15 protein-coding genes and 5 tRNA genes are annotated in these 17,424 nt (G+C 72.6%); 7 read left to right on the forward strand and 13 right to left on the reverse strand.

Annotated elements, in window-relative coordinates:
* Positions 1 to 94: 94 nt before the first annotated feature.
* Both ABZ441_RS06510 and ABZ441_RS06515 read right to left on the reverse strand, forming a co-directional pair.
* Positions 95 to 1,114: a LacI family DNA-binding transcriptional regulator gene (locus ABZ441_RS06510; protein WP_358969061.1), complete on the reverse strand. Its 1,020-nt coding sequence runs from the start codon at positions 1,112 to 1,114 to the stop codon at positions 95 to 97.
* 304 nt (positions 1,115 to 1,418) lie between these two features.
* The gene (locus ABZ441_RS06515; protein WP_358969234.1) at positions 1,419 to 1,880 is read right to left on the reverse strand and encodes a hypothetical protein; all 462 of its coding nucleotides are present in this window, start codon (positions 1,878 to 1,880) and stop codon (positions 1,419 to 1,421) included.
* A 154-nt stretch (positions 1,881 to 2,034) separates the two neighbouring features.
* Between ABZ441_RS06515 and ABZ441_RS06520 the strand changes: the two genes are divergently transcribed.
* Positions 2,035 to 2,550 (forward strand): DsbA family protein, encoded by a 516-nt coding sequence (locus tag ABZ441_RS06520; protein WP_358969063.1) that lies wholly within the window; start codon positions 2,035 to 2,037, stop codon positions 2,548 to 2,550.
* A 31-nt stretch (positions 2,551 to 2,581) separates the two neighbouring features.
* On the opposite strand, the gene ABZ441_RS06525 is transcribed toward ABZ441_RS06520, so the two are convergent.
* The 3 genes from ABZ441_RS06525 to ABZ441_RS06535 all read right to left on the reverse strand — a co-directional run bounded on the left by ABZ441_RS06525 (position 2,582) and on the right by ABZ441_RS06535 (position 5,373).
* A complete protein-coding gene (locus ABZ441_RS06525) occupies positions 2,582 to 3,418 on the reverse strand; it encodes a GNAT family N-acetyltransferase (protein ID WP_358969065.1) in 837 nt (278 codons plus the stop codon).
* A gap of 84 nt (positions 3,419 to 3,502) precedes the next feature.
* Positions 3,503 to 4,324 carry an aminodeoxychorismate lyase gene (locus ABZ441_RS06530; RefSeq protein WP_358969067.1) on the reverse strand — a complete coding sequence of 274 codons (822 nt, stop codon included), beginning with the start codon at positions 4,322 to 4,324 and terminating at the stop codon, positions 3,503 to 3,505.
* Positions 4,321 to 5,373, reverse strand: coding sequence for a chorismate-binding protein (locus ABZ441_RS06535; protein WP_358969069.1), 1,053 nt, complete (start codon positions 5,371 to 5,373; stop codon positions 4,321 to 4,323). Before ABZ441_RS06535 ends, ABZ441_RS06530 begins: the two co-directional genes overlap by 4 nt.
* A 144-nt stretch (positions 5,374 to 5,517) precedes the next feature.
* Here ABZ441_RS06535 and ABZ441_RS06540 point away from each other — a divergent pair.
* The 5 genes from ABZ441_RS06540 to ABZ441_RS06560 all read left to right on the forward strand — a co-directional run bounded on the left by ABZ441_RS06540 (position 5,518) and on the right by ABZ441_RS06560 (position 5,960).
* Positions 5,518 to 5,590: transfer RNA gene (locus ABZ441_RS06540), tRNA-Gly, on the forward strand.
* 38 nt (positions 5,591 to 5,628) lie between these two features.
* Positions 5,629 to 5,702 (forward strand) — tRNA-Cys (locus ABZ441_RS06545).
* A 1-nt stretch (position 5,703) separates the two neighbouring features.
* Positions 5,704 to 5,775 (forward strand) — tRNA-Val (locus ABZ441_RS06550).
* Positions 5,776 to 5,794: 19 nt separating this feature from the next.
* A tRNA-Val gene (locus ABZ441_RS06555) sits at positions 5,795 to 5,866 on the forward strand.
* A gap of 22 nt (positions 5,867 to 5,888) precedes the next feature.
* A tRNA-Val gene (locus ABZ441_RS06560) sits at positions 5,889 to 5,960 on the forward strand.
* 153 nt (positions 5,961 to 6,113) lie between these two features.
* Here ABZ441_RS06560 and ABZ441_RS06565 read toward each other — a convergent pair.
* From ABZ441_RS06565 to ABZ441_RS06585, 5 genes are all read right to left on the reverse strand, one after another.
* Positions 6,114 to 7,463 carry an OFA family MFS transporter gene (locus ABZ441_RS06565; RefSeq protein ID WP_358969071.1) on the reverse strand — a complete coding sequence of 450 codons (1,350 nt, stop codon included), beginning with the start codon at positions 7,461 to 7,463 and terminating at the stop codon, positions 6,114 to 6,116.
* 129 nt (positions 7,464 to 7,592) lie between these two features.
* Complete coding sequence (locus tag ABZ441_RS06570) at positions 7,593 to 7,907, reverse strand: zf-TFIIB domain-containing protein (RefSeq protein WP_358969072.1); 315 nt, start codon at positions 7,905 to 7,907, stop codon at positions 7,593 to 7,595.
* A gap of 64 nt (positions 7,908 to 7,971) precedes the next feature.
* Positions 7,972 to 8,934, reverse strand: a complete 963-nt coding sequence (locus ABZ441_RS06575) for an aminoglycoside phosphotransferase family protein (protein ID WP_358969236.1) — start codon at positions 8,932 to 8,934, stop codon at positions 7,972 to 7,974.
* A 210-nt stretch (positions 8,935 to 9,144) separates the two neighbouring features.
* Positions 9,145 to 9,351 carry a hypothetical protein gene (locus tag ABZ441_RS06580; RefSeq protein WP_358969074.1) on the reverse strand — a complete coding sequence of 69 codons (207 nt, stop codon included), beginning with the start codon at positions 9,349 to 9,351 and terminating at the stop codon, positions 9,145 to 9,147.
* A gap of 264 nt (positions 9,352 to 9,615) precedes the next feature.
* Positions 9,616 to 9,873, reverse strand: a complete 258-nt coding sequence (locus ABZ441_RS06585; protein ID WP_358969076.1) for a hypothetical protein — start codon at positions 9,871 to 9,873, stop codon at positions 9,616 to 9,618.
* A gap of 205 nt (positions 9,874 to 10,078) precedes the next feature.
* Here ABZ441_RS06585 and ABZ441_RS06590 point away from each other — a divergent pair, with 205 nt between their 5' ends.
* Entirely contained in the window at positions 10,079 to 11,443 is a 1,365-nt protein-coding gene (locus ABZ441_RS06590) for a serine/threonine-protein kinase (RefSeq protein ID WP_358969078.1), read from the forward strand.
* Here the strand turns inward: ABZ441_RS06590 and ABZ441_RS06595 are convergent.
* From ABZ441_RS06595 to cobT, 3 genes are all read right to left on the reverse strand, one after another.
* Positions 11,416 to 12,240, reverse strand: a complete 825-nt coding sequence (locus tag ABZ441_RS06595) for an RNA methyltransferase (RefSeq protein WP_358969080.1) — start codon at positions 12,238 to 12,240, stop codon at positions 11,416 to 11,418. The two genes, ABZ441_RS06590 and ABZ441_RS06595, sit on opposite strands and share 28 nt — an antisense overlap.
* Before the next feature lie 53 nt (positions 12,241 to 12,293).
* Complete coding sequence (cobA, locus tag ABZ441_RS06600) at positions 12,294 to 13,547, reverse strand: uroporphyrinogen-III C-methyltransferase (protein ID WP_358969082.1); 1,254 nt, start codon at positions 13,545 to 13,547, stop codon at positions 12,294 to 12,296.
* A 327-nt stretch (positions 13,548 to 13,874) separates the two neighbouring features.
* Positions 13,875 to 17,291, reverse strand: coding sequence for a nicotinate-nucleotide--dimethylbenzimidazole phosphoribosyltransferase (gene cobT / locus ABZ441_RS06605; protein WP_358969084.1), 3,417 nt, complete (start codon positions 17,289 to 17,291; stop codon positions 13,875 to 13,877).
* Positions 17,292 to 17,424 lie beyond the last annotated feature (133 nt).

The following is a 17,424-nucleotide window of genomic DNA, read 5'->3' on the forward strand; positions in this document are numbered from 1 at the left end:
CCCCGTCCGAGGCCCCCGCGCGCGTTCGCCTCACGCGCCCCGGAAGCGACGGCAGTCCCGGCCGGAGGGTGCCGTCGCGTGCGCCGCCTCTCGGTCAGCGAGGGGCGGCGCTGGACGCACGGACGACGAGTTCCGGCTGGAGCACCACGCTCCGGTGCCGGTGGTCACCGTTCGCGTCGTCCGCCTCCTCCAGGAGAAGCTCCGCCGCCATCCTGCCCATCACCACGGCGGGCTGCCGGACGGAGGTGAGCGGCACGGCGGCGGCCGCGGCGAATTCGATGTCGTCGTAGCCGACGATGGCGACGTCCTGCGGGACCCGCACCCCGGCGGCGTACAGCGACTGCAGGACCCCGAGCGCCAGCAGGTCGTTGGCGCAGAACACGGCGGTCGGCCTGGGTACGAGACCGAGCAGCCTGGCCCCGGCGTCGCGGCCCGCCGCCACGTCCAGGCGGTCGGAGGGGATCTCGACGAGTGCCTCGGGACCGAGCCCCGCCTCGGCGAGCGCCGCGAGGGCACCCTCCCGGCGGTCCCTGATCTGGTGCAGATCGCCGGGACCGCTCACGTAGGCCACGGAGCTGTGCCCGGCCGAGACGAGATGCCCGACGGCGAGCATGCCGCCGCGCACGTCGTCCACGGAGACGGCACAGCTGTCGCCGGAGGCCGCCACCCTGTCGACCAGCACATAGGGGATCCGGTGGCGGGCGAAGGCCTCGAGATTGCCGCCGGTGGCGTCGGCGGGGGTCACCAGCACGCCGCAGACCCGCTGCTCGGCGAAGAGCCCGAGGTATTCGGCCTCCTCCTCCTGGCTCTGGCCGCTGTTGCAGACCATCACGCCGAGGCCGGCCGCCCGTGCCGCGCGCTCCGCGCCACGGGCGATGTCGACGAAGAAGGGGTTGCCCATGTCGAGCACGAGCAGGGCCATGATGCGGCTGCGGCCCGCCCTGAGCTGCCTGGCCGACTCGCTGCGTACGTATCCGAGTTCCTCGATCGCAGCCAGCACACGGGCCCTGGTGTCGGGAAGCACCGCCTCGGGGCGGTTGATCACGTTGGAGACCGTGCCCACCGAGACTCCGGCCTGCCGGGCCACGTCCTTGATCCCTGCCACACGCCCCACTTGTCCTGCCCCACTGATGCGTTCGGCGCCGCACCTCGGCGCCGGTCCCTGAATCCACCGACGGACGTACCGCGTGGCCCGTCGCGCCGTCGCCCGGACCGCGCCGGCCCGCATTGAATTGTTTCAATCCTGTCGGGACGCTAACCGCATGCGCGGACACCGTCAAGATCAGGGCAACGTGACTCGCAATATACCGAGGGGTGGGACAGTCGCAGATCCCCCAAGGGCCCCGATCCCGCATGAATCGATTCACACCCGCGAGATCGCCCCGCCCACGCAGGGCGGGCCTTCGCGGGGCGGGTCGTCAGATCCCGTGCTTCTTGAGAATGGCCTCGATGTCGCTGAAGTCGTCACCGGGCGCGGCCGCCTGCTGGGGCTTCTTCCGCCCCCCGTCCTTCGCCTGCGGCGCGCTCGCGCCGGCTCCGGACGTCAGCGAGGGCGACGACGCGGCCGGCGCGACGGCGCCGCGCTCCGCGGCCCGCGCGGCCTTGCGCTCCTTGCGCGTCGAGCCGCTGCGGCGTTCGACCGCACGCGTGGTCATGAAGAGCAGCCAGGCCACCGCCAGCAGCCCGAAGCCGATCCAGACGCCCGGCTTGAAGACGATGCCCGACACCCACTCGACGACACCGGTCATCACCAGGCCCACGGGTACCAACGAGTAGGCGGCGATCCGGGCCGCCGTGAGGAACCGCTTTCGGTACGCGGTGATGGCGGCGATGCCCAAACCGGCCGCCGATACCGCGGAACAGATGGTCTCGGCAAGCATCGGGGCCTCCAGCAGTCGGGTCTCGTCCCTTCCATCCTGCACCGGCTCCCGCCGGAGTGGCCACGGTCAGGGACCGCCTCAGGGACATTTCAGGGCCGCACTCCTCCCCAGGTCCCGATTGGGAAGCGCCCGCCCGGCCTGAAAGACTGATTCCATGAGCGACTCCCCCTCCGCAGCGCCGGTCGTCCTCGACCTCTGGTGCGAGCTCGAGTGCCCCGACTGCCATCGGGCCCTCTCCGACGTCCACGCCCTCCGCGCCCGGTACGGCGACCGGCTGGAAGTCCGGCTGCGCCACTTCCCGCTGGAGAAGCACAAGCACGCGTATGCCGCGGCTCAGGCCGCCGAGGAGGCGGTCGACCAGGGCAAGGGGTGGCCGTACATCGAGGCCGTACTGGCCCGCACCGCCGACCTCGCCCGCGCGGGTGAGCCCCTCCTCCTCGAAGTGGCCGGTGAACTGGGCCTGGATGCCGAGGAGTTCGACACCGCGCTGATCGACGGGCGGCATCTGCTGATCGTGGACGCGGACCAGGCCGAGGGCAGGGCGATCGGCGTCACCGGGACTCCGACGTATGTGATCGGCGACGAGCGGCTGGACGGCGGGAAGAGCCAGGAAGGGCTTCGCGCACGCATCGAGGAGATCGCCGACCGCCTGCTCGCCGGCCAGGGCTGACGGGCAGGTCTTCCGGACGGCGGTCCGACGGCTACAGCGCCTTGGCCAGGTTGTACTGCGTCACCTCGTAGCCGAGCGACTCGTACAGCCGCAGGGCGGGCGTGTTGGTGGTGAAGACGTGCAGGCCGAGGAGGCCGAGGCCGGCGTCGAGCGTGACGTCCTCCGCGAGGTGCATCAGCGCGCGGCCGTATCCACGCCCCCTGTACTCCTCGCGTACCTCGACGTCGAACACGTAACCCAGGTCGTCGCCGTCCGGCATGTCACGTCGGGCCACCCAGACGTGGCCGACGACGGCGCCGTCGTGGACGAGGACGCGGAAGTACATGCCGGGGGTGGCCAGACCGTCCGGCAGGTTCGTGGCGTGGTCGGTCTCGGCCTTGTGCCGGGCCTGTTCCTCCGGCACGCCGCGTTCCACCCATTCCCGCGCGTACGTCCCGGCGCTGGTGGCCGCCCACTCGGCGTACTCCCGCTCCGTCATGGGACGTCCGGTGACCCCGGCGGGCAGCGCGGGAGCGGTCCGCCGCAGGGGCTTCAGCATGTTCCGGCTGCGCTCGGTGTAACCGAGCACGGCCGCCAGTGCCTGAGCGGCCTGGTTGTCGGCGGTGGCCACCAGGCGCACCTGGGTACAGCCCCAGCCGCGCAGCACCTCCTCGGCGGCGAGCGCTGCGATGGTCCCGCGGCCGCGCCGGCGGTGCGCCTCGTCGATGCCGAGGGACCGGAGGATGCCCGCCGAGGGACCGAACACCGGATCGGTGGAGATGTCGACGGCGCCCACGGGCCGCCCGTTGTCGCACACGTCGTACGTGCGTGCCCGCGCGCCGTCGGCGCCTTGCTGGACCGGCCCCGCCGGCCGGATGGTCGTGGTCATCAGGGTGTTCTATCCGCTGGGCGGCGGACCGTCACCCCCTTTACGGATTCCGGGACCCGGCCAGGGGCCTTCGAAGGCCCGGGTTCACGGATCGAGATCGTCCGCCGCGCGCTCGTCGAAGACCCGCATCGCCTTCGCCGTCACGGGCCCCGGGGCGCCGGGCAGCTCCCTGCCGTCGACCCGGTGGACGGCCTGGATGTCGCGGAGTGTGGAGGTCAGAAAGATCTCGTCGGCCCGCTCGAGCACGTCCAGCGGGAGATCGGTCTCCTGCGCACCGGTCCACTCCACGCAGAGGGCACGTGTGATCCCCGCCAGGCAGCCCGACGCCACGGGCGGCGTGTGGATCCGCCCGCCGAGGACGACGAAGACGTTGGAGCCGGTGCCCTCGCAGAGCTGTCCGACCGTGTTGGGGAAGAGGGCCTCGGATGCTCCGTGCTCATGGGCACGCGCGAGTGCGACGACGTTCTCGGCGTAGGAGGTGGTCTTGAGGCCCGTCACCGCGCCGCGTTCGTTACGCGTCCAGGGGACGGTGACCACGGCCGTGCTGTCGGGGCGGCGCGCGGCCTCCCCCAGGGCGACGACCAGGCTGGGCCCGGCGTCGCCACGGTCGGAGCCGAGCGGTGAGAGTCCACCGGTGTACGTGATCCGGAGGCGGCCGAGCTCCACGGGGTTGGTCCCGATGACGGCCTCGACCGCGCGTCGGACCTCGTCGTGGTCGGGGTCGGCCAGGCCCAGGCCCCTCGCCGAGCGCGTCAGCCGGCCGAGGTGCCGGGTGAGGGCGAAGGGACGGCCCCCGGTGACCCGGACCGTCTCGAAGACGCCGTCGCCCACGGTCAGCCCGTGGTCGAGCACGGACAGCCGGGCGTCGTCCGCGTCCCGCAGCCCGTCGTTGACCCAGATCCTCATGTCGCTGTCCTTCCTGTCTGCTCGTACGCGCCCGACGCTACAGCGAGCAGCCGGGATGCCTTGAGTTCGGTCTCCGCCCATTCGCGCGCCGGGTCGGAGCCCCAGGTGATACCGGCTCCGGTACCGAAGCGGAGGAGGGGTGCGGGCCCGGTGCGGTCGATCCAGAAGGTCCGTATGCCGACGGCCAGCTCCGCGGTGCCCCGGTCGGCGTCCACCCAGCCCACCGCTCCGCAGTACGGTCCCCGGGGTGCCGTCTCCAGGGCGTCGATGATCCGCAGCGCACTCGGCTTGGGCGCGCCGGTGACGGATCCGGGCGGGAAGGCCGCGGTGAGCAGCTCGGGCCATCCGGCACCGTCGGCGAGACGTCCGCGCACGGTGGAGACGAGGTGGACGAGTCCCGGGTGCTTCTCCAGGACGCAGAGATCGGGAACACTCACACTGCCGGGCACGCAGACACGGCCGAGGTCGTTGCGGACCAGGTCCACGATCATCACGTTCTCCGCGTGATCCTTCTCCAGCAGGTCGTCCTCCGTGCGCCCGGTGCCCTTGATCGGACCGGATTCGACGGTCCGGTCATGGCGTGCGAGGAAGAGCTCGGGGGACGCGGTGGCTATCTCCACTCCGTGTCCGGGAAGCCGGATCGTCCCCGCGTACGGCGCCGGGTTACCGCGGGCGAGCAGGGCGGTGAGCGCGTCCACGTCGGCGTCCGGGCCGGGCAGGGGCGCGGACAGGACCCGGCAGAGGTTGGCCTGGTAGACGTCGCCGGCCGCGATGTGTTCCCGGATCCTTCGCACGCCCGCCGTGTAGGCGTCCTCGTCGAGTGAGGACGTCCAGTCCTCCGGGGCGGGCCCGCGCCAGGCCCCGGGGACGGGGAGGGGCACTTCCCCGGACCGCACGTCGGCGAAGCGGGCACAGACCAGTCGGCCCTCGAAGTCCGCGCATACCGCCCAGAAGCCGGATGATTCGAGAGCCGCGGGGTCGCTGGTGACATCCCGCAGGCCGGAGGCGACGAGGCCACCGAAGCGGGCGAGAGGGGTGAGGTGGCGCACGGATACGAGTCTAGGACGGTGCGCGGTGACCTGCGGCGGGCGGCGTCGGCGCAGCACGCTGCGCAAACGCGTTTTTGTACTGGCCCGGGAATCCGCTAGAGTTCAACACGTCGCCGGGACGCGTGAGCGGGCCGGGAAAGACAAGCGGACGTAGCTCAGTTGGTAGAGCGCAACCTTGCCAAGGTTGAGGTCGCCAGTTCGAACCTGGTCGTCCGCTCGCAGAAGGTGGGGGATTCTTCCCGAGCCCCCATCCCTGGTGGAGTGGCCGAGAGGCGAGGCAACGGCCTGCAAAGCCGTCTACACGGGTTCAAATCCCGTCTCCACCTCCAAGGACGATTAGCTCAGCGGGAGAGCACTTCCCTGACACGGAAGGGGTCACTGGTTCAATCCCAGTATCGTCCACCGGTCCGCAAGGATCCCCGCGCGATTAGCTCAGCGGGAGAGCGCTTCCCTGACACGGAAGAGGTCACTGGTTCAATCCCAGTATCGCGCACGCAGTACACGCAGGGTCACCTGCGCGATTAGCTCAGCGGGAGAGCGCTTCCCTGACACGGAAGAGGTCACTGGTTCAATCCCAGTATCGCGCACCGTCCGAAAGCCCCGGTCGTCTCGACGACCGGGGCTTTCGTCATGTCCGGTGGGGTCAGCCGGTGAAGAGCTGGGTGGCCTTGCGGACGAGCTCGTACAGCCCGTACACGAACGGGACGGCGACCCAGAGCCATACGAACGTCATGAGGGGCTTACGACTGCTGGTGGACACGGGGGCTCCCTTCCGGTGCCTCGTGGAAGCGTGCGTGGACCGGGCGTATGCACTCGTTGGCGACGAAGCCGATGACCAGCAGCCCGATCATGATCGTGAGGGAGGTCGTGTAGAGACTGGGGCCGCTGTGCCCCGCGCTCTCCCCCGCGTCCGCGACACGGTTGACGATCAGCGGGCCGAGCACCCCCGCGGTGGACCAGGCGGTGAGCAGGCGGCCGTGGATGGCTCCCACCTGGTAGGTGCCGAAGAGGTCCCGCAGGTAGGCGGGAGCGGTCGCGAAGCCTCCGCCGTAGAAGGAGAGGATCACCAGCGCGCAGCAGATGAAGAGCGGCTTGGAGTCGTTGCCCAGCTGGGCGATGACCACGTACATGAGGGCGCCGACGCCGAGGTAGACCCGGTACATGTTCTTGCGGCCGATCAGGTCCGAGGTGGAGGACCACAGGAGGCGGCCTCCCATGTTGGCCAGGGAGAGCAGGGCGACGAAGCCCGCCGCCGCGGAGACCGAGACCGGGGTGGAGGTGTCCGCGAAGAAGTCCTGGATCATGGGAACGGCCTTCTCCAGGATGCCGATGCCCGCCGTGACGTTCATGCAGAGGACGACCCACAGGCACCAGAACTGCGGTGTGCGCAGCGCGTTGCGGGCGGAGACCTGGGCGTTGGTGACGAGCCTGCGGGTCTCCTGCTTCGGCTCCCAGCCGTCGGGGAGCCAGCCGTCGGCCGGCACGCGCACGAGGAAGACGCCGAGCGCCATGAAGGCGGCGTAGACGACACCGTGGACCAGGAAGGCCGTGGCGATGCCGGAGCGGTCCGTCCCGAAGCTCTCCAGCATCCCGGTGGACCAGGGCGAGGCGATGAGGGCTCCGCCGCCGAATCCCATGATGGCGATGCCGGTCGCCATCCCGGGGCGGTCGGGGAACCACTTGATCAGGGTGGAGACCGGAGAGATGTAGCCGATGCCGAGGCCGATGCCGCCGATGAATCCGTAGCCGAGGACGACGAGCCAGTACTGACCGGTGGCGGCGCCGAGCGCGGCGACCAGGAAACCGGAGGAGAAGCAGACGAGCGAGACGAACATCGCCCAGCGGGGACCGTTGCGTTCGACGAGGGTGCCGCCGAACGCGGCGGAGAGGCCGAGCATGACGATGCCCAGCTGGAAGGGGAGAGCACTTGCGGTGCCCGAGAGGTCGAGGGCGGATTCGAGCGGGGGCTTGAACACGCTCCAGGCGTAGGCCTGTCCGATGGAGAGGTGCACGGCGAGCGCGGCGGGTGGCACGAGCCAGCGGCTCCACCCCGGGGGCGCGACAGTTCGGGACCTGTCGAGGAAGTTCATGGACCCGAACTCTAGGCATCAGTCCCGGTCATTACCAGATCATGAACGGAACTCCGTCGACCGTATGCAATGCGGGTCCGGGCACCGGGCCCGGACCCGCCCTGCGGTACTGCCCGACGTGAAGGCGGGTCAGGAGCTGAACAGCATCCGGCCGAAGCTCTTCTGACGGTGGTGGCCGCCGTAGTGACCGCCCTGGTGCGGCGCTCCCCAGGCGGGGGCAGGTGCGGCGGGGTAGGCCTGCGGAGCGGCCGGTGCCGCGGGGTAGCCCTGCGGGGCGGGCGGCGCGGGCGGGGCCTGCTGCGCCCACTGCGACTCCAGGCGGGTCAGGGACTCCAGCTCGCCGTAGTCGAGGAATATCCCCCGGCAGCCGCTGCACTGCTCGATCTGGACACCATTGCGGTTGTACGTGTTCATCTGGGCATGACACTTGGGGCACTGGATCATCGAGTCGGCTCCTCAGGTCGTGACGTCGTCGCCGGAATGCATGCCCGGCGGCGATCGCTTCACCCTACGACGCGGGGCCGGACACCAACTCGGGTGGGAGGGTGGCAATTCGGACACATGCATCGATCATCAACTGTTCCACCTCATCCGGACTGCGCTCCTCCGCCGCGGACTTGGCCAGAGCGAGAGCCGCCGTCTGCACGGTGATCGCCCGGGCCGGGACGTCCAGCCCCGGCCACGGGTCGCCCTCGGCGCACACGGCCGGGCCGCCCGCCGCCCTGTAGGTCTCGAGGAAGCGCAGCCAGATCGTGGGCGGCAGCAGCCCGGCCGCGTACCAGGCGGCGGGCCGCGCCAGGTCCCAGGCGGGATCACCCAGGCCGGCGTCGTCGACGTCGATCAGGAGCCAGGGGCCGTGGCTCGCGGGGTGCCGTACGAGCTGGCCGAGGTGCAGGTCGCCGTGGCAGAGGAAGCCGCCCCGGTGCTCGGGCTCCGACATCTCGGCGCGGGCCCAGGCGGGCAGCCCCCGCCATGCGGCCAGCACGGGGCCCACAGCCTCGTCGCCGGGGCGCGCCGCGCACATACGCGCAACGGCCCGAGCCGCCTTGGCCGGTCCGCGCATCGGCGGCAGCGGGTGGGGCGGCGGGGTGCGGTGCAGGCGGGCCAGGAGCTCCGCGGCTTCCTCCCAGGGAGCGGCGTCGGGGTCCGAGGGGTCGACGGGCACGCCGTACGGCCAGAGACTCACGGTGCGGCCCTCGGCGCTGCCGGGCGCCCCGGCCGGGGCGCGGAGGGGCGGGAGCAGGATCCCGGCGAGCCGCGGCGAGGCGGCCAGGGACAGGCGGGCCGCCAGGGCGTGGGCCTCCGAGTCGGGGGCGTGGGCCTTGGCGACGACCGGGCCGCTGCGGACGACCGTGCCGTCGGGCCGGTCCGCGAGCACCTGGGGCGGGGCGCATGTACACGCCGTCGTGCCGGGGTGCGCACCGGCGTGCGCGAGGTCGCCGAGAGCGCGTACGACGGGGGTGGTGGTAATCGGCTCTGCTCCCGCGGGGTGATCGGGCGGTCCTCGGCCGGCCCGCGCGGCGATCCTATGCGGCGGCTCCGGAAAGGGCCCGGAAAGCGCGATGTCCGGCCAGCTCCCCAGCTGGCCGGACAAACGCTGCCGTCCGCCGCACCCCCGTCCCCACGGGGCTGTTGGCCGGATGTCCCGGTCCGGACCGCTCTGCCGGACCCGGGGCGCCGCTCAGCGCCCCATCATCACGCCCACGGACGACGCCTGTGTGACCACTGCGTCCCAGCCGCCGAAGACGACTACGAGCAGGGCCGCCAGAGGAAGAACCATGGCCGTCGCCACCAGCGGGTGCCGCCGGCCGGACGGGCGTGCGCCGAACGAGGCGTACGCCCTGCGTCCTTGCGTGCGGATCATGCTCCGCGCGGCGGTGTCCGCCATGGTTCCTCTCCTGACCTGTTCCGGAGCGGCGAGCGTGTGGCCTCGGGGGACGAGTTGCACGCCCGCCGCTTGACTTCAACATTAGGGAGACGGAAGCCGCCCGGCGTCATGCCCGCGTACCGATTGCCGGGCCTCCCGGAGGATGAGCCGACCGCCTCCGGTGTACTCCTCTGGGTGGAGAAGAGGTGCTGGTTGGCGCATCCGACCCCTAGGGTGCGGCGTGGCTCCCAGGGGCCCTACGCCGGATGCGGCCCGGAGGAGAGCCTAGGAGCCGACGGCGCCCGCGCCCGGGCGCTCGGAGGCGTCCTCACGCGGGACCGGCTGTTCGACCAGCGCGAGCACCCTGGTCGCCATGAAGCGGGCGGTCCGGACAACTGATCCACTTCGGGTGACTTCACTCACTTCCACCACACCTCGGCGGACCGCTGTCTCCACCCTTCGGCCTGCCCTGGAGGCCACCACCTCGTACGTCCTCGTCGTGTCACCCGCGTCCACGACTATTTCCACACGATCGCCCTTCATTGATCCAATCCCCCTTCTGCGACGGTCCGTTGAGATCTCGCACGGGTCACAGAGCCTGGATCCCCGGCCCCCTGACCACTCTTCAATTCTCCCACCCGGCACTGACAATCGATCCGACGACGAGGGCGCGGCCTCTGAGCGCGCCGCGCCGCGGGTACGTAAGCTGTGCCTCGTCAGGCGGACCGGCAGCGGGAATGGGCAGACGATGGCGATGATGCGGCTCCGGCGCGAGGACCCGCGTGTCGTCGGCTCGTTCAGGCTGCACAGGCGGCTCGGCGCGGGTGGCATGGGCGTCGTCTATCTGGGTTCCGACCGCCGCGGCCAGCGGGTGGCGCTCAAGGTGATCCGGCCGGATCTGGCGGAGGACCAGGAGTTCCGCTCGCGCTTCGCCCGCGAGGTGTCCGCCGCCCGGCGGATCCGTGGCGGCTGCACGGCCCGGCTGGTGGCGGCCGACCTGGAGGCGGACCGCCCGTGGTTCGCGACGCAGTACGTGCCGGGCCCTTCGCTGCACGACAAGGTCATCGAGGAGGGGCCCCTGCCGGCCGCCGAGGTCGCGTCGATCGGGGCGGCGCTGTCGGAGGGCCTCGTGGCGGTGCACGAGGCAGGTGTCGTCCACCGGGACCTGAAGCCGTCCAACATCCTCCTCTCCCCCAAGGGCCCCCGGATCATCGACTTCGGTATCGCCTGGGCGACCGGGGCCAGCACACTCACCCACGTCGGTACAGCCGTCGGCTCCCCCGGCTTCCTCGCGCCTGAGCAGGTGCGCGGTGCGGCGGTGACGCCCGCGACGGACGTGTTCTCGCTGGGCGCCACCCTGGCCTACGCGGCGATGGCCGACTCACCCTTCGGGCACGGCAGTTCCGAAGTGATGCTCTACCGCGTGGTTCACGAGGAACCGCACCTGCTCGATGTGCACGACGCGCTCGCTCCCCTGGTGCGGGCGTGTCTGGCGAAGGATCCGGAGGAGCGGCCGAGCACGCTGCAGCTCTCGATGCGGCTCAAGGAGATCGCCGCCCGCGAGGCGCAGGGACTGCACGAGCGCCGGCCGCCCGCCCAGCGGGGCGAGCAGGAGCTGGACCGTCCGACCGGCCGGATGGAGGCCCCCTACAGCGAGCAGTCGACCCGGCGGGCGGCCGGAGGTTCCGCCCCGGCGTCGCGTACCACCGGGCGCCGCCCGGCGTCGCCCCGCTCTGCGCCCCCTCGCACCGGCGGCTCCCAGTCCCGGGCCGGGCAGGGCGGTCCGCGCCCCGGTCAGCAGTCGCACGGGCAGAAGGGCACGAACGGCAGGCAGGCGTCACGGCCCGGCGTCCGGACGACGTCGGCCGGACGCAACGGGAAGAAGCGCGGGCCGGCCAATCCGCGGCTGCTGCGCCAGCGGCTCGTCGTCTTCGTCGTGGTGACACTGCTGGTCGCGCTGGGGATCGCGGCCGCCCAGGGCTGCCAGGGCCCCGCACGCGGGCTGGGTGACGCCCCGTCACGGACGCACGACGGGGCCGGCGCCCACCCGACGCGGGCCGACGGGGCTGAGGGCGGCGGCCTCGGTCAGGCGGGCACGGCCCGGGTCGCGTAGAAGGCGACGGCGGAGGCCGCGGCGACGTTGAGCGAGTCGACTCCGGCGTCCATCGGGATGCGTACGTGGGCGTCGGCCGCGTCGAGTGCCCCGGCGGTGAGACCGTCGCCCTCCGTGCCGAAGACGAGCGCCAGCCTCTCGTGCCGCCGTGCGACGAGTTCGTCCAGAGTGATCGACCTGTCGCTGAGACAGAGCGCCGCGGTGGTGAAGCCGGCTTCGCGCAGCAGGCCGATGTCCTCGGGCCAGGACGCCAGGCGGGTCCACGGCACGTGGAAGACGGACCCCATCGAGACCTTGACCGCCCGCCGGTAGAGCGGGTCGGCGCAGCGGGGGGTGAGCAGGACGGCGTCGACGCCGAGTGCGGCCGCATTGCGGAAGGCCGCTCCGAGATTGGCGTGGTCGACGATGTCCTCGAACACGGCGACCCGCCGCACGTTCCCCCGCTCCGGGGACAGGAGCGTGCCGACGTCGGGCAGGGGCTTGCGCTGCATGGAGGCCAGGGCCCCGCGGTGCACGTGGTAGCCGGTGACACGCTCGGCGAGAGCGGGGGTGACCGCGTAGACCGGTGCGGTGGCCTCCTCGATCACATCGCGCATGACGTCGGTCCACTTGGCGGAGAGCAGCATGGAGCGCATCTCGTACCCGGCGTTCCCGGCACGCCGGATGACCTTCTCGCCCTCGGCGATGAAGAGCCCCTCGGCGGGTTCCCGTCGGCGCCGGAGCTCGACGTCGGTCAGGCCGGTGTAGTCGCCCAGGCGCGGGTCGTCCGGGTCGTCGACGGTGATGAGTTCAGCCACGGGGCGCTACTGCCTTGTCAGGTGGGGACGGTGTACGACGGTGCATCGGCGGGTCAGCCCTCGAGCGGTGCGGCCGGTTCCGTGCCGACGGCGACGACGTCGCCGATGACGATGACGGCCGGGGGCCGCACCTCTTCCGCGACGACCCGCTCGCCGACGTCGGCGAGGGTCGCGTCGACCCGGCGCTGAGCCGCGGTGGTGCCCTCCTGGACCAGGGCCACCGGGGTGTCGGGGGACTTTCCGTGGGCGATGAGGGCCTGGGAGATGGCGCCGATCTTGTCCACGGCCATCAGCAGGACCAGGGTCCCGCGCAGCTGCGCGAGCGCCTTCCAGTCGACCAGGGAACGCGGGTCGTCGGGTGCCACATGGCCACTGACCACGGTGAACTCGTGCGCGACGCCTCGGTGGGTGACGGGGATGCCGGCCGCTCCCGGCACGGAGATCGAGCTGGAGATCCCGGGGACGATCGTGCAGGAGATGCCCTCGGCGGCCAGGGCCTGCGCCTCCTCCATGCCACGGCCGAAGACGAAGGGGTCGCCGCCCTTGAGGCGGACCACGGATCTGCCTGCCTTGGCGTGGTCGATCAGCGCCTGGTTGATCGCCTCCTGTGCCATGTAGCGGCCGTACGGGATCTTCGCGGCGTCGATCACCTCGACGTGCGGCGGGAGCTCGTCGAGCAGGTCGCGCGGGCCGAGCCGGTCGGCGATGACCACGTCGGCCTCGGCGAGGAGACGACGGCCCCTGACCGTGATCAGGTCGGGGTCGCCGGGGCCTCCGCCGACCAGCGCGACGCCGGGGGTGTGGGTGCGGTGGTGCGGGGCGGCGAGGGTGCCGTCGCGCAGGCCCTCCACGATGGCGTCGCGGACCGCGGCGGAGTGCCGGGGGTCCCGCCCCTGCGAGGTGGTGGTGAGGACGGCGACCGTGATGCCCTCGCTGCGACCGGTGGCCGGCGTCCAGGCGGTGGCGGCCTCCGCGTCGTCGCTGCGCACACACCAGGTACGGGTGCGCTCCGCCTCGGCGGACGCGGCGTCGTTGGCGGCGGCGTCGGACGACGCGACGAGGGCGTACCAGGTGTCGGTGAGGTCGCCGTCCTGGTACCTGCGGCGCTCCCAGCGGATCTCACCGGTGTCGGCCATCGCCTCGACGGAGGCCGTCGCGGACGGGGAGACCAGAGTGATGTCGGCCCCGGCGGCGATGAGGGCGGGCAGCCGGCGCTGCGCGACCTGGCCGCCGCCGACGACGACGACGCGGCGCCCGTTCAGGCGCAGTCCGACGGGGTAGGCAGGGTGATCGTCATACTCGGCCATGGTCGTGCGGGCTCCTCGTGCAGGGTGCGGTGTGCTGCGGGCCGCTGCGGCGGTGGAGCGGCGGTGACGTGCGCGGAGTGAGGCGGTGACGCGTGGGACCACGATACGGGGTGGTGCGGGCGGGGGCCGGGGCGGTGTGGGCGGGCTCACCGCCCGCCGTGGCGGGCCTCCTCGGCCGTTCTGCGGCCGTGCGCCGGGCCCTGGGGGCGCACCCGGTCACCGCCGGGCGGGACCGAAGGGCGTCGGGGGACGCCCTGTCGGCAGAGCGTGCGTGCGAGGCCGGGGGTGCCCGGACGGGCCGGCCGGCGCGTCCGGGCACAGAGGTGGCTACTTCTCCGTGACACCCGCGGAGTCGAACGTCGCCACGTCGTGCATCGCGCGGGCCGCGCTCTGCACGATGGGGAGCGCGAGCAGTGCGCCCGTGCCCTCACCGAGGCGGAGGTCCAGGTCGACCAGCGGGCGCAGGCCCAGCTTGTTGAGGGCGGCGACGTGACCGGGTTCCGCGCTGCGGTGACCGGCGATGCACGCGGCGAGCGCCTCTGGGGCGATCGCCCGGGCGACCAGCGCCGCCGCGCCGGCACTCACGCCGTCCAGGATCACCGGCGTACGGAGCGAGGCGCCGCCCAGCAGGAAGCCGGCCATGGCCGCGTGCTCCAGGCCGCCGACCGCGGCGAGCACCCCGATCGGGTCTGCCGGGTCGGGCTGGTGCAACTCCAGGGCACGGCGGACCACATCGACCTTGCGGGCGTGCATCTCGTCGTTGATCCCGGTGCCGCGTCCGGTCACCTCCGCGGGGTCCATGCCGGTGTAGACACAGATCAACGCGGCGGACGCCGTGGTGTTGGCGATGCCCATCTCGCCGGTGAGCAGGCCCTTGTTGCCTGCCGCCACCAGGTCGCGCGCGGTCTCGATGCCCACCTCGATCGCGGCGAACACCTCTTCGCGGGTGAGGGCGGGGCCGGTGGTGAAGTCGGCGGTGCCCGGACGCACCTTCCTGGGCAGCAGACCGGGCGTCGCGGGGAGTTCGGCCGCCACACCGACGTCGACGACGCAGACCTCGGCGCCCACCTGGGCGGCGAAGGCGTTGCAGACGGCGCCGCCACCGAGGAAGTTGGCGACCATCTGGGCGGTGACCTCCTGCGGCCACGCCGTGACGCCCTGGGCGTGGACCCCGTGGTCACCGGCGAAGATCGCGACGGCGGCGGGCTCCGGGACGGGCGGGGGGCACAGCCGGGAGAGCCCGGACAACTGGGCGGAGATGATCTCCAGCATGCCGAGCGCGCCGGCGGGCTTCGTCATCCGCTTCTGGCGTTCCCACGCCTCTCCGAGCGCCTTGGCGTCCAGCGGGCGGATACCGGAGATGGTCTCCTGGAGGAGGTTGTGCGGCTCCTCGCCCGGCAGGGCGCGCCGGCCGTACGTCTCCTCGTGGACGACCCAGGACAGCGGGCGGCGCTTGGACCAGCCCGCCTGCATCAGTTCGGGCTCCTCGGGGAATTCGTCGACGTATCCGACGCAGAGGTAGGCGACGACCTCGAGGTGCTCGGGCAGGCCGAGCGCACGGACCATCTCCCGCTCGTCGAAGAAGCTGACCCAGCCGACACCGAGGCCCTCGGCGCGGGCGGCGAGCCACAGGTTCTCCACGGCGAGCGCCGAGGAGTACGGGGCCATCTGCGGCTGGGTGTGCCGGCCGAGGGTGTGGCGGCCGCCGCGGGTCGGATCGGCGGTGACGACGATGTTCACCGGTGTGTCGAGGATGGCCTCGATCTTCATTTCCTTGAACTGCCTGGCCCGGGCCTTGGGCAGCGACTTCGCGTACGCCTCGCGTTGGCGCTGCGCGAGTTCGTGCATGGAGCGGCGCGTCTCCGCGGAACGGATGACGACGAAGTCCCAGGGCTGCGAGTGACCGACGCTCGGCGCGGTGTGCGCCGCTTCCAGGACGCGGAGGAGTACCTCGTGCGGGATGGGGTCGCTGCGGAAGCCGTTGCGGATGTCGCGCCGCTCCCGCATCACCCGCAGGACGGCTTCACGCTCGGCGTCGTCGTAGCCGGGGGCGGGCGGGGGTGCTTGGACTTCGGCCGGGGGTGCTTCGACCTCGGCCGGCGTCGCGGCTTCGGCTTCGGCCGGGGCCGGTGGTGCTTCGACCTCGGCGACAGGCGCCGCGGCTTCGGCTTCGGCTTCGGCGGGGGCCGGGGGTGCTTCGACCTCGGCCGCCGTCGCGGCTTCGGCTTCGGCGGGCTCGGCCTCGGGCCCTTCCGCCGCTTCACCGATCGGGGCCTCTGCGGGAGAGTCCTCGCCCGGCGAGGGCACCTCGTCCGCCGGGTCCTCCACGGCCGGGGCCTCTGCTTCCAGGGGCTGGGCCTGCGCAGGTACGGCTTCCGGCATCACGGCATCCGGCGACTCGGCCGCGGGGGCATCGATGACCTCGGGTCCGGCACCCGGCTCCGAGGCCATCGGCTCCGGCTCCGGCCGGGCAAGGAGCTGGGGTTCTGCCTGCGGGACCGCGACCGGCTCGGCCACCGGTGCGGCGACGGCTTCGGGACCCGGCTCAGGCTCAACGACGTACTCGGGCTCGGGCTGGACCTCGGGCTGCTGGACGGCGACCGGTTCCGGCACCTCCAGCACCTCGGGCGTGGAAGGCACGGGCTCCGCCACGTCGGGCTCGGGCACGGGCTCGACGGCCTGCTCGGGCTCGGCGGCGGGCGCGACCGGCTCGGCCGTGGGCACCGGTGCGGGCAACGGGGTCTCCGGGACCGGGCCGTCCGCGGGGTCGAGCTGTCCCACCGGCTCGACCGGGGCTACCGCCTCGACGGGCGCCTCGACGGGCAGTGCGGCGGGAGCTTCGACCGGTACGGCGGCCAGGACCTCCGCGGGATACTCCTCGACGATTTCCGCCGTCGGCTCGACGGAAGCCTCCGGCATCACGGCGGCCACAGACTCCGGAGCGACCGTTTCTGCGGCCTCGACGGGAGCGGCCGGTGCGACGGGCTCGACCGCGAGGGCGGACGCCTCGGCCACGATCGGCTCAGCAGGCTGGGCCGGCACGGTGGGCTCGACGGGAGCGGCAGGCTCGACGGCTGCCTCCGGCACCGCCACCGGCTCGGGCTCGACGGACGGCTCGGGCGCGACAGCCGGCTCGGGCGCGACAGCCGGCTCGGGTGCGACGGCCGGCTCGGGTGCTCCCCAGGCGGGCGCGCCCTGGGGCGGGATCTCGCCCAGCTGCGGGCCCGGCAGCAGGGCCCCGTCCTCCGCCGGGACGAAGTACTCAGGATTGGGGGCCGGCGGTGCCGGGTGCCGCACGGGCATCGGGTTCTGCGGGCCGGCCGGTCCCCTGTCGGCGAGCGAGCGGACCACTCCGCCGGTGGGCGAGCCTCCGTAGGAGGGCGCCTCGGTGGACGCGGGGCCGCGGTGGAGCGGGCGCCGGGCGGGCGTGGCGGCCACCGGGACCTGCACCGGCGTGTGGGCCGGGATCCGTACGCCGTTGACGTCGGTCACCCCGCGCCCGTGCGTGCCGTTCACGACCTGGGCATGCGCGGGGAGGGACTGCTCGGGCAGGCCCGTGGGCGCTGCTGGAGCATCGCTCCACGCGCCCTGGGCCGCGGGCATCAGAAGGAGGTCGTCGTCCTCGGCGGTGTGCTCGGAGGGTCCGAGGTAGGTGTAGGCGTCCGGGGCGGGGACGCCCGGCTGCTCCACCATGCCTGCGTTCTCCGGCAGTCCCTCGCCCGGGATCTGGCCGGTGTCAGTCATGCGTACCCCTCGCCCATCGTCAGTGCTCCTTCGCCCTTCGCCCGGGATGCCCGAACCGCGGGACGCCGGTGCTCGTCAACAAGAACGAGCGGGCTCCCCGCGCGGCACGAAACGCGCGCGGAGGTGTACATTC

Source organism: Streptomyces sp. NPDC005752 (assembly GCF_040630715.1).
Lineage (GTDB): Bacteria > Actinomycetota > Actinomycetes > Streptomycetales > Streptomycetaceae > Streptomyces.

Excerpts from the sequence above, each read along its gene's own strand:
- ABZ441_RS06515 (WP_358969234.1), bottom strand. The coding sequence starts at position 1,880 with ATGCTTGCCGAGACCATCTGTTCCGCGGTATCGGCGGCCGGTTTGGGC.
- ABZ441_RS06520 (WP_358969063.1), top strand. The coding sequence starts at position 2,035 with ATGAGCGACTCCCCCTCCGCAGCGCCGGTCGTCCTCGACCTCTGGTGC.
- ABZ441_RS06525 (WP_358969065.1), bottom strand. The coding sequence starts at position 3,418 with ATGACCACGACCATCCGGCCGGCGGGGCCGGTCCAGCAAGGCGCCGAC.
- ABZ441_RS06530 (WP_358969067.1), bottom strand. The coding sequence starts at position 4,324 with ATGAGGATCTGGGTCAACGACGGGCTGCGGGACGCGGACGACGCCCGG.
- ABZ441_RS06565 (WP_358969071.1), bottom strand. The coding sequence starts at position 7,463 with ATGAACTTCCTCGACAGGTCCCGAACTGTCGCGCCCCCGGGGTGGAGC.
- ABZ441_RS06570 (WP_358969072.1), bottom strand. The coding sequence starts at position 7,907 with ATGATCCAGTGCCCCAAGTGTCATGCCCAGATGAACACGTACAACCGC.
- ABZ441_RS06580 (WP_358969074.1), bottom strand. The coding sequence starts at position 9,351 with ATGGCGGACACCGCCGCGCGGAGCATGATCCGCACGCAAGGACGCAGG.
- ABZ441_RS06585 (WP_358969076.1), bottom strand. The coding sequence starts at position 9,873 with ATGAAGGGCGATCGTGTGGAAATAGTCGTGGACGCGGGTGACACGACG.
- ABZ441_RS06590 (WP_358969078.1), top strand. The coding sequence starts at position 10,079 with ATGGCGATGATGCGGCTCCGGCGCGAGGACCCGCGTGTCGTCGGCTCG.
- cobA (WP_358969082.1), bottom strand. The coding sequence starts at position 13,547 with ATGGCCGAGTATGACGATCACCCTGCCTACCCCGTCGGACTGCGCCTG.
- cobT (WP_358969084.1), bottom strand. The coding sequence starts at position 17,291 with ATGACTGACACCGGCCAGATCCCGGGCGAGGGACTGCCGGAGAACGCA.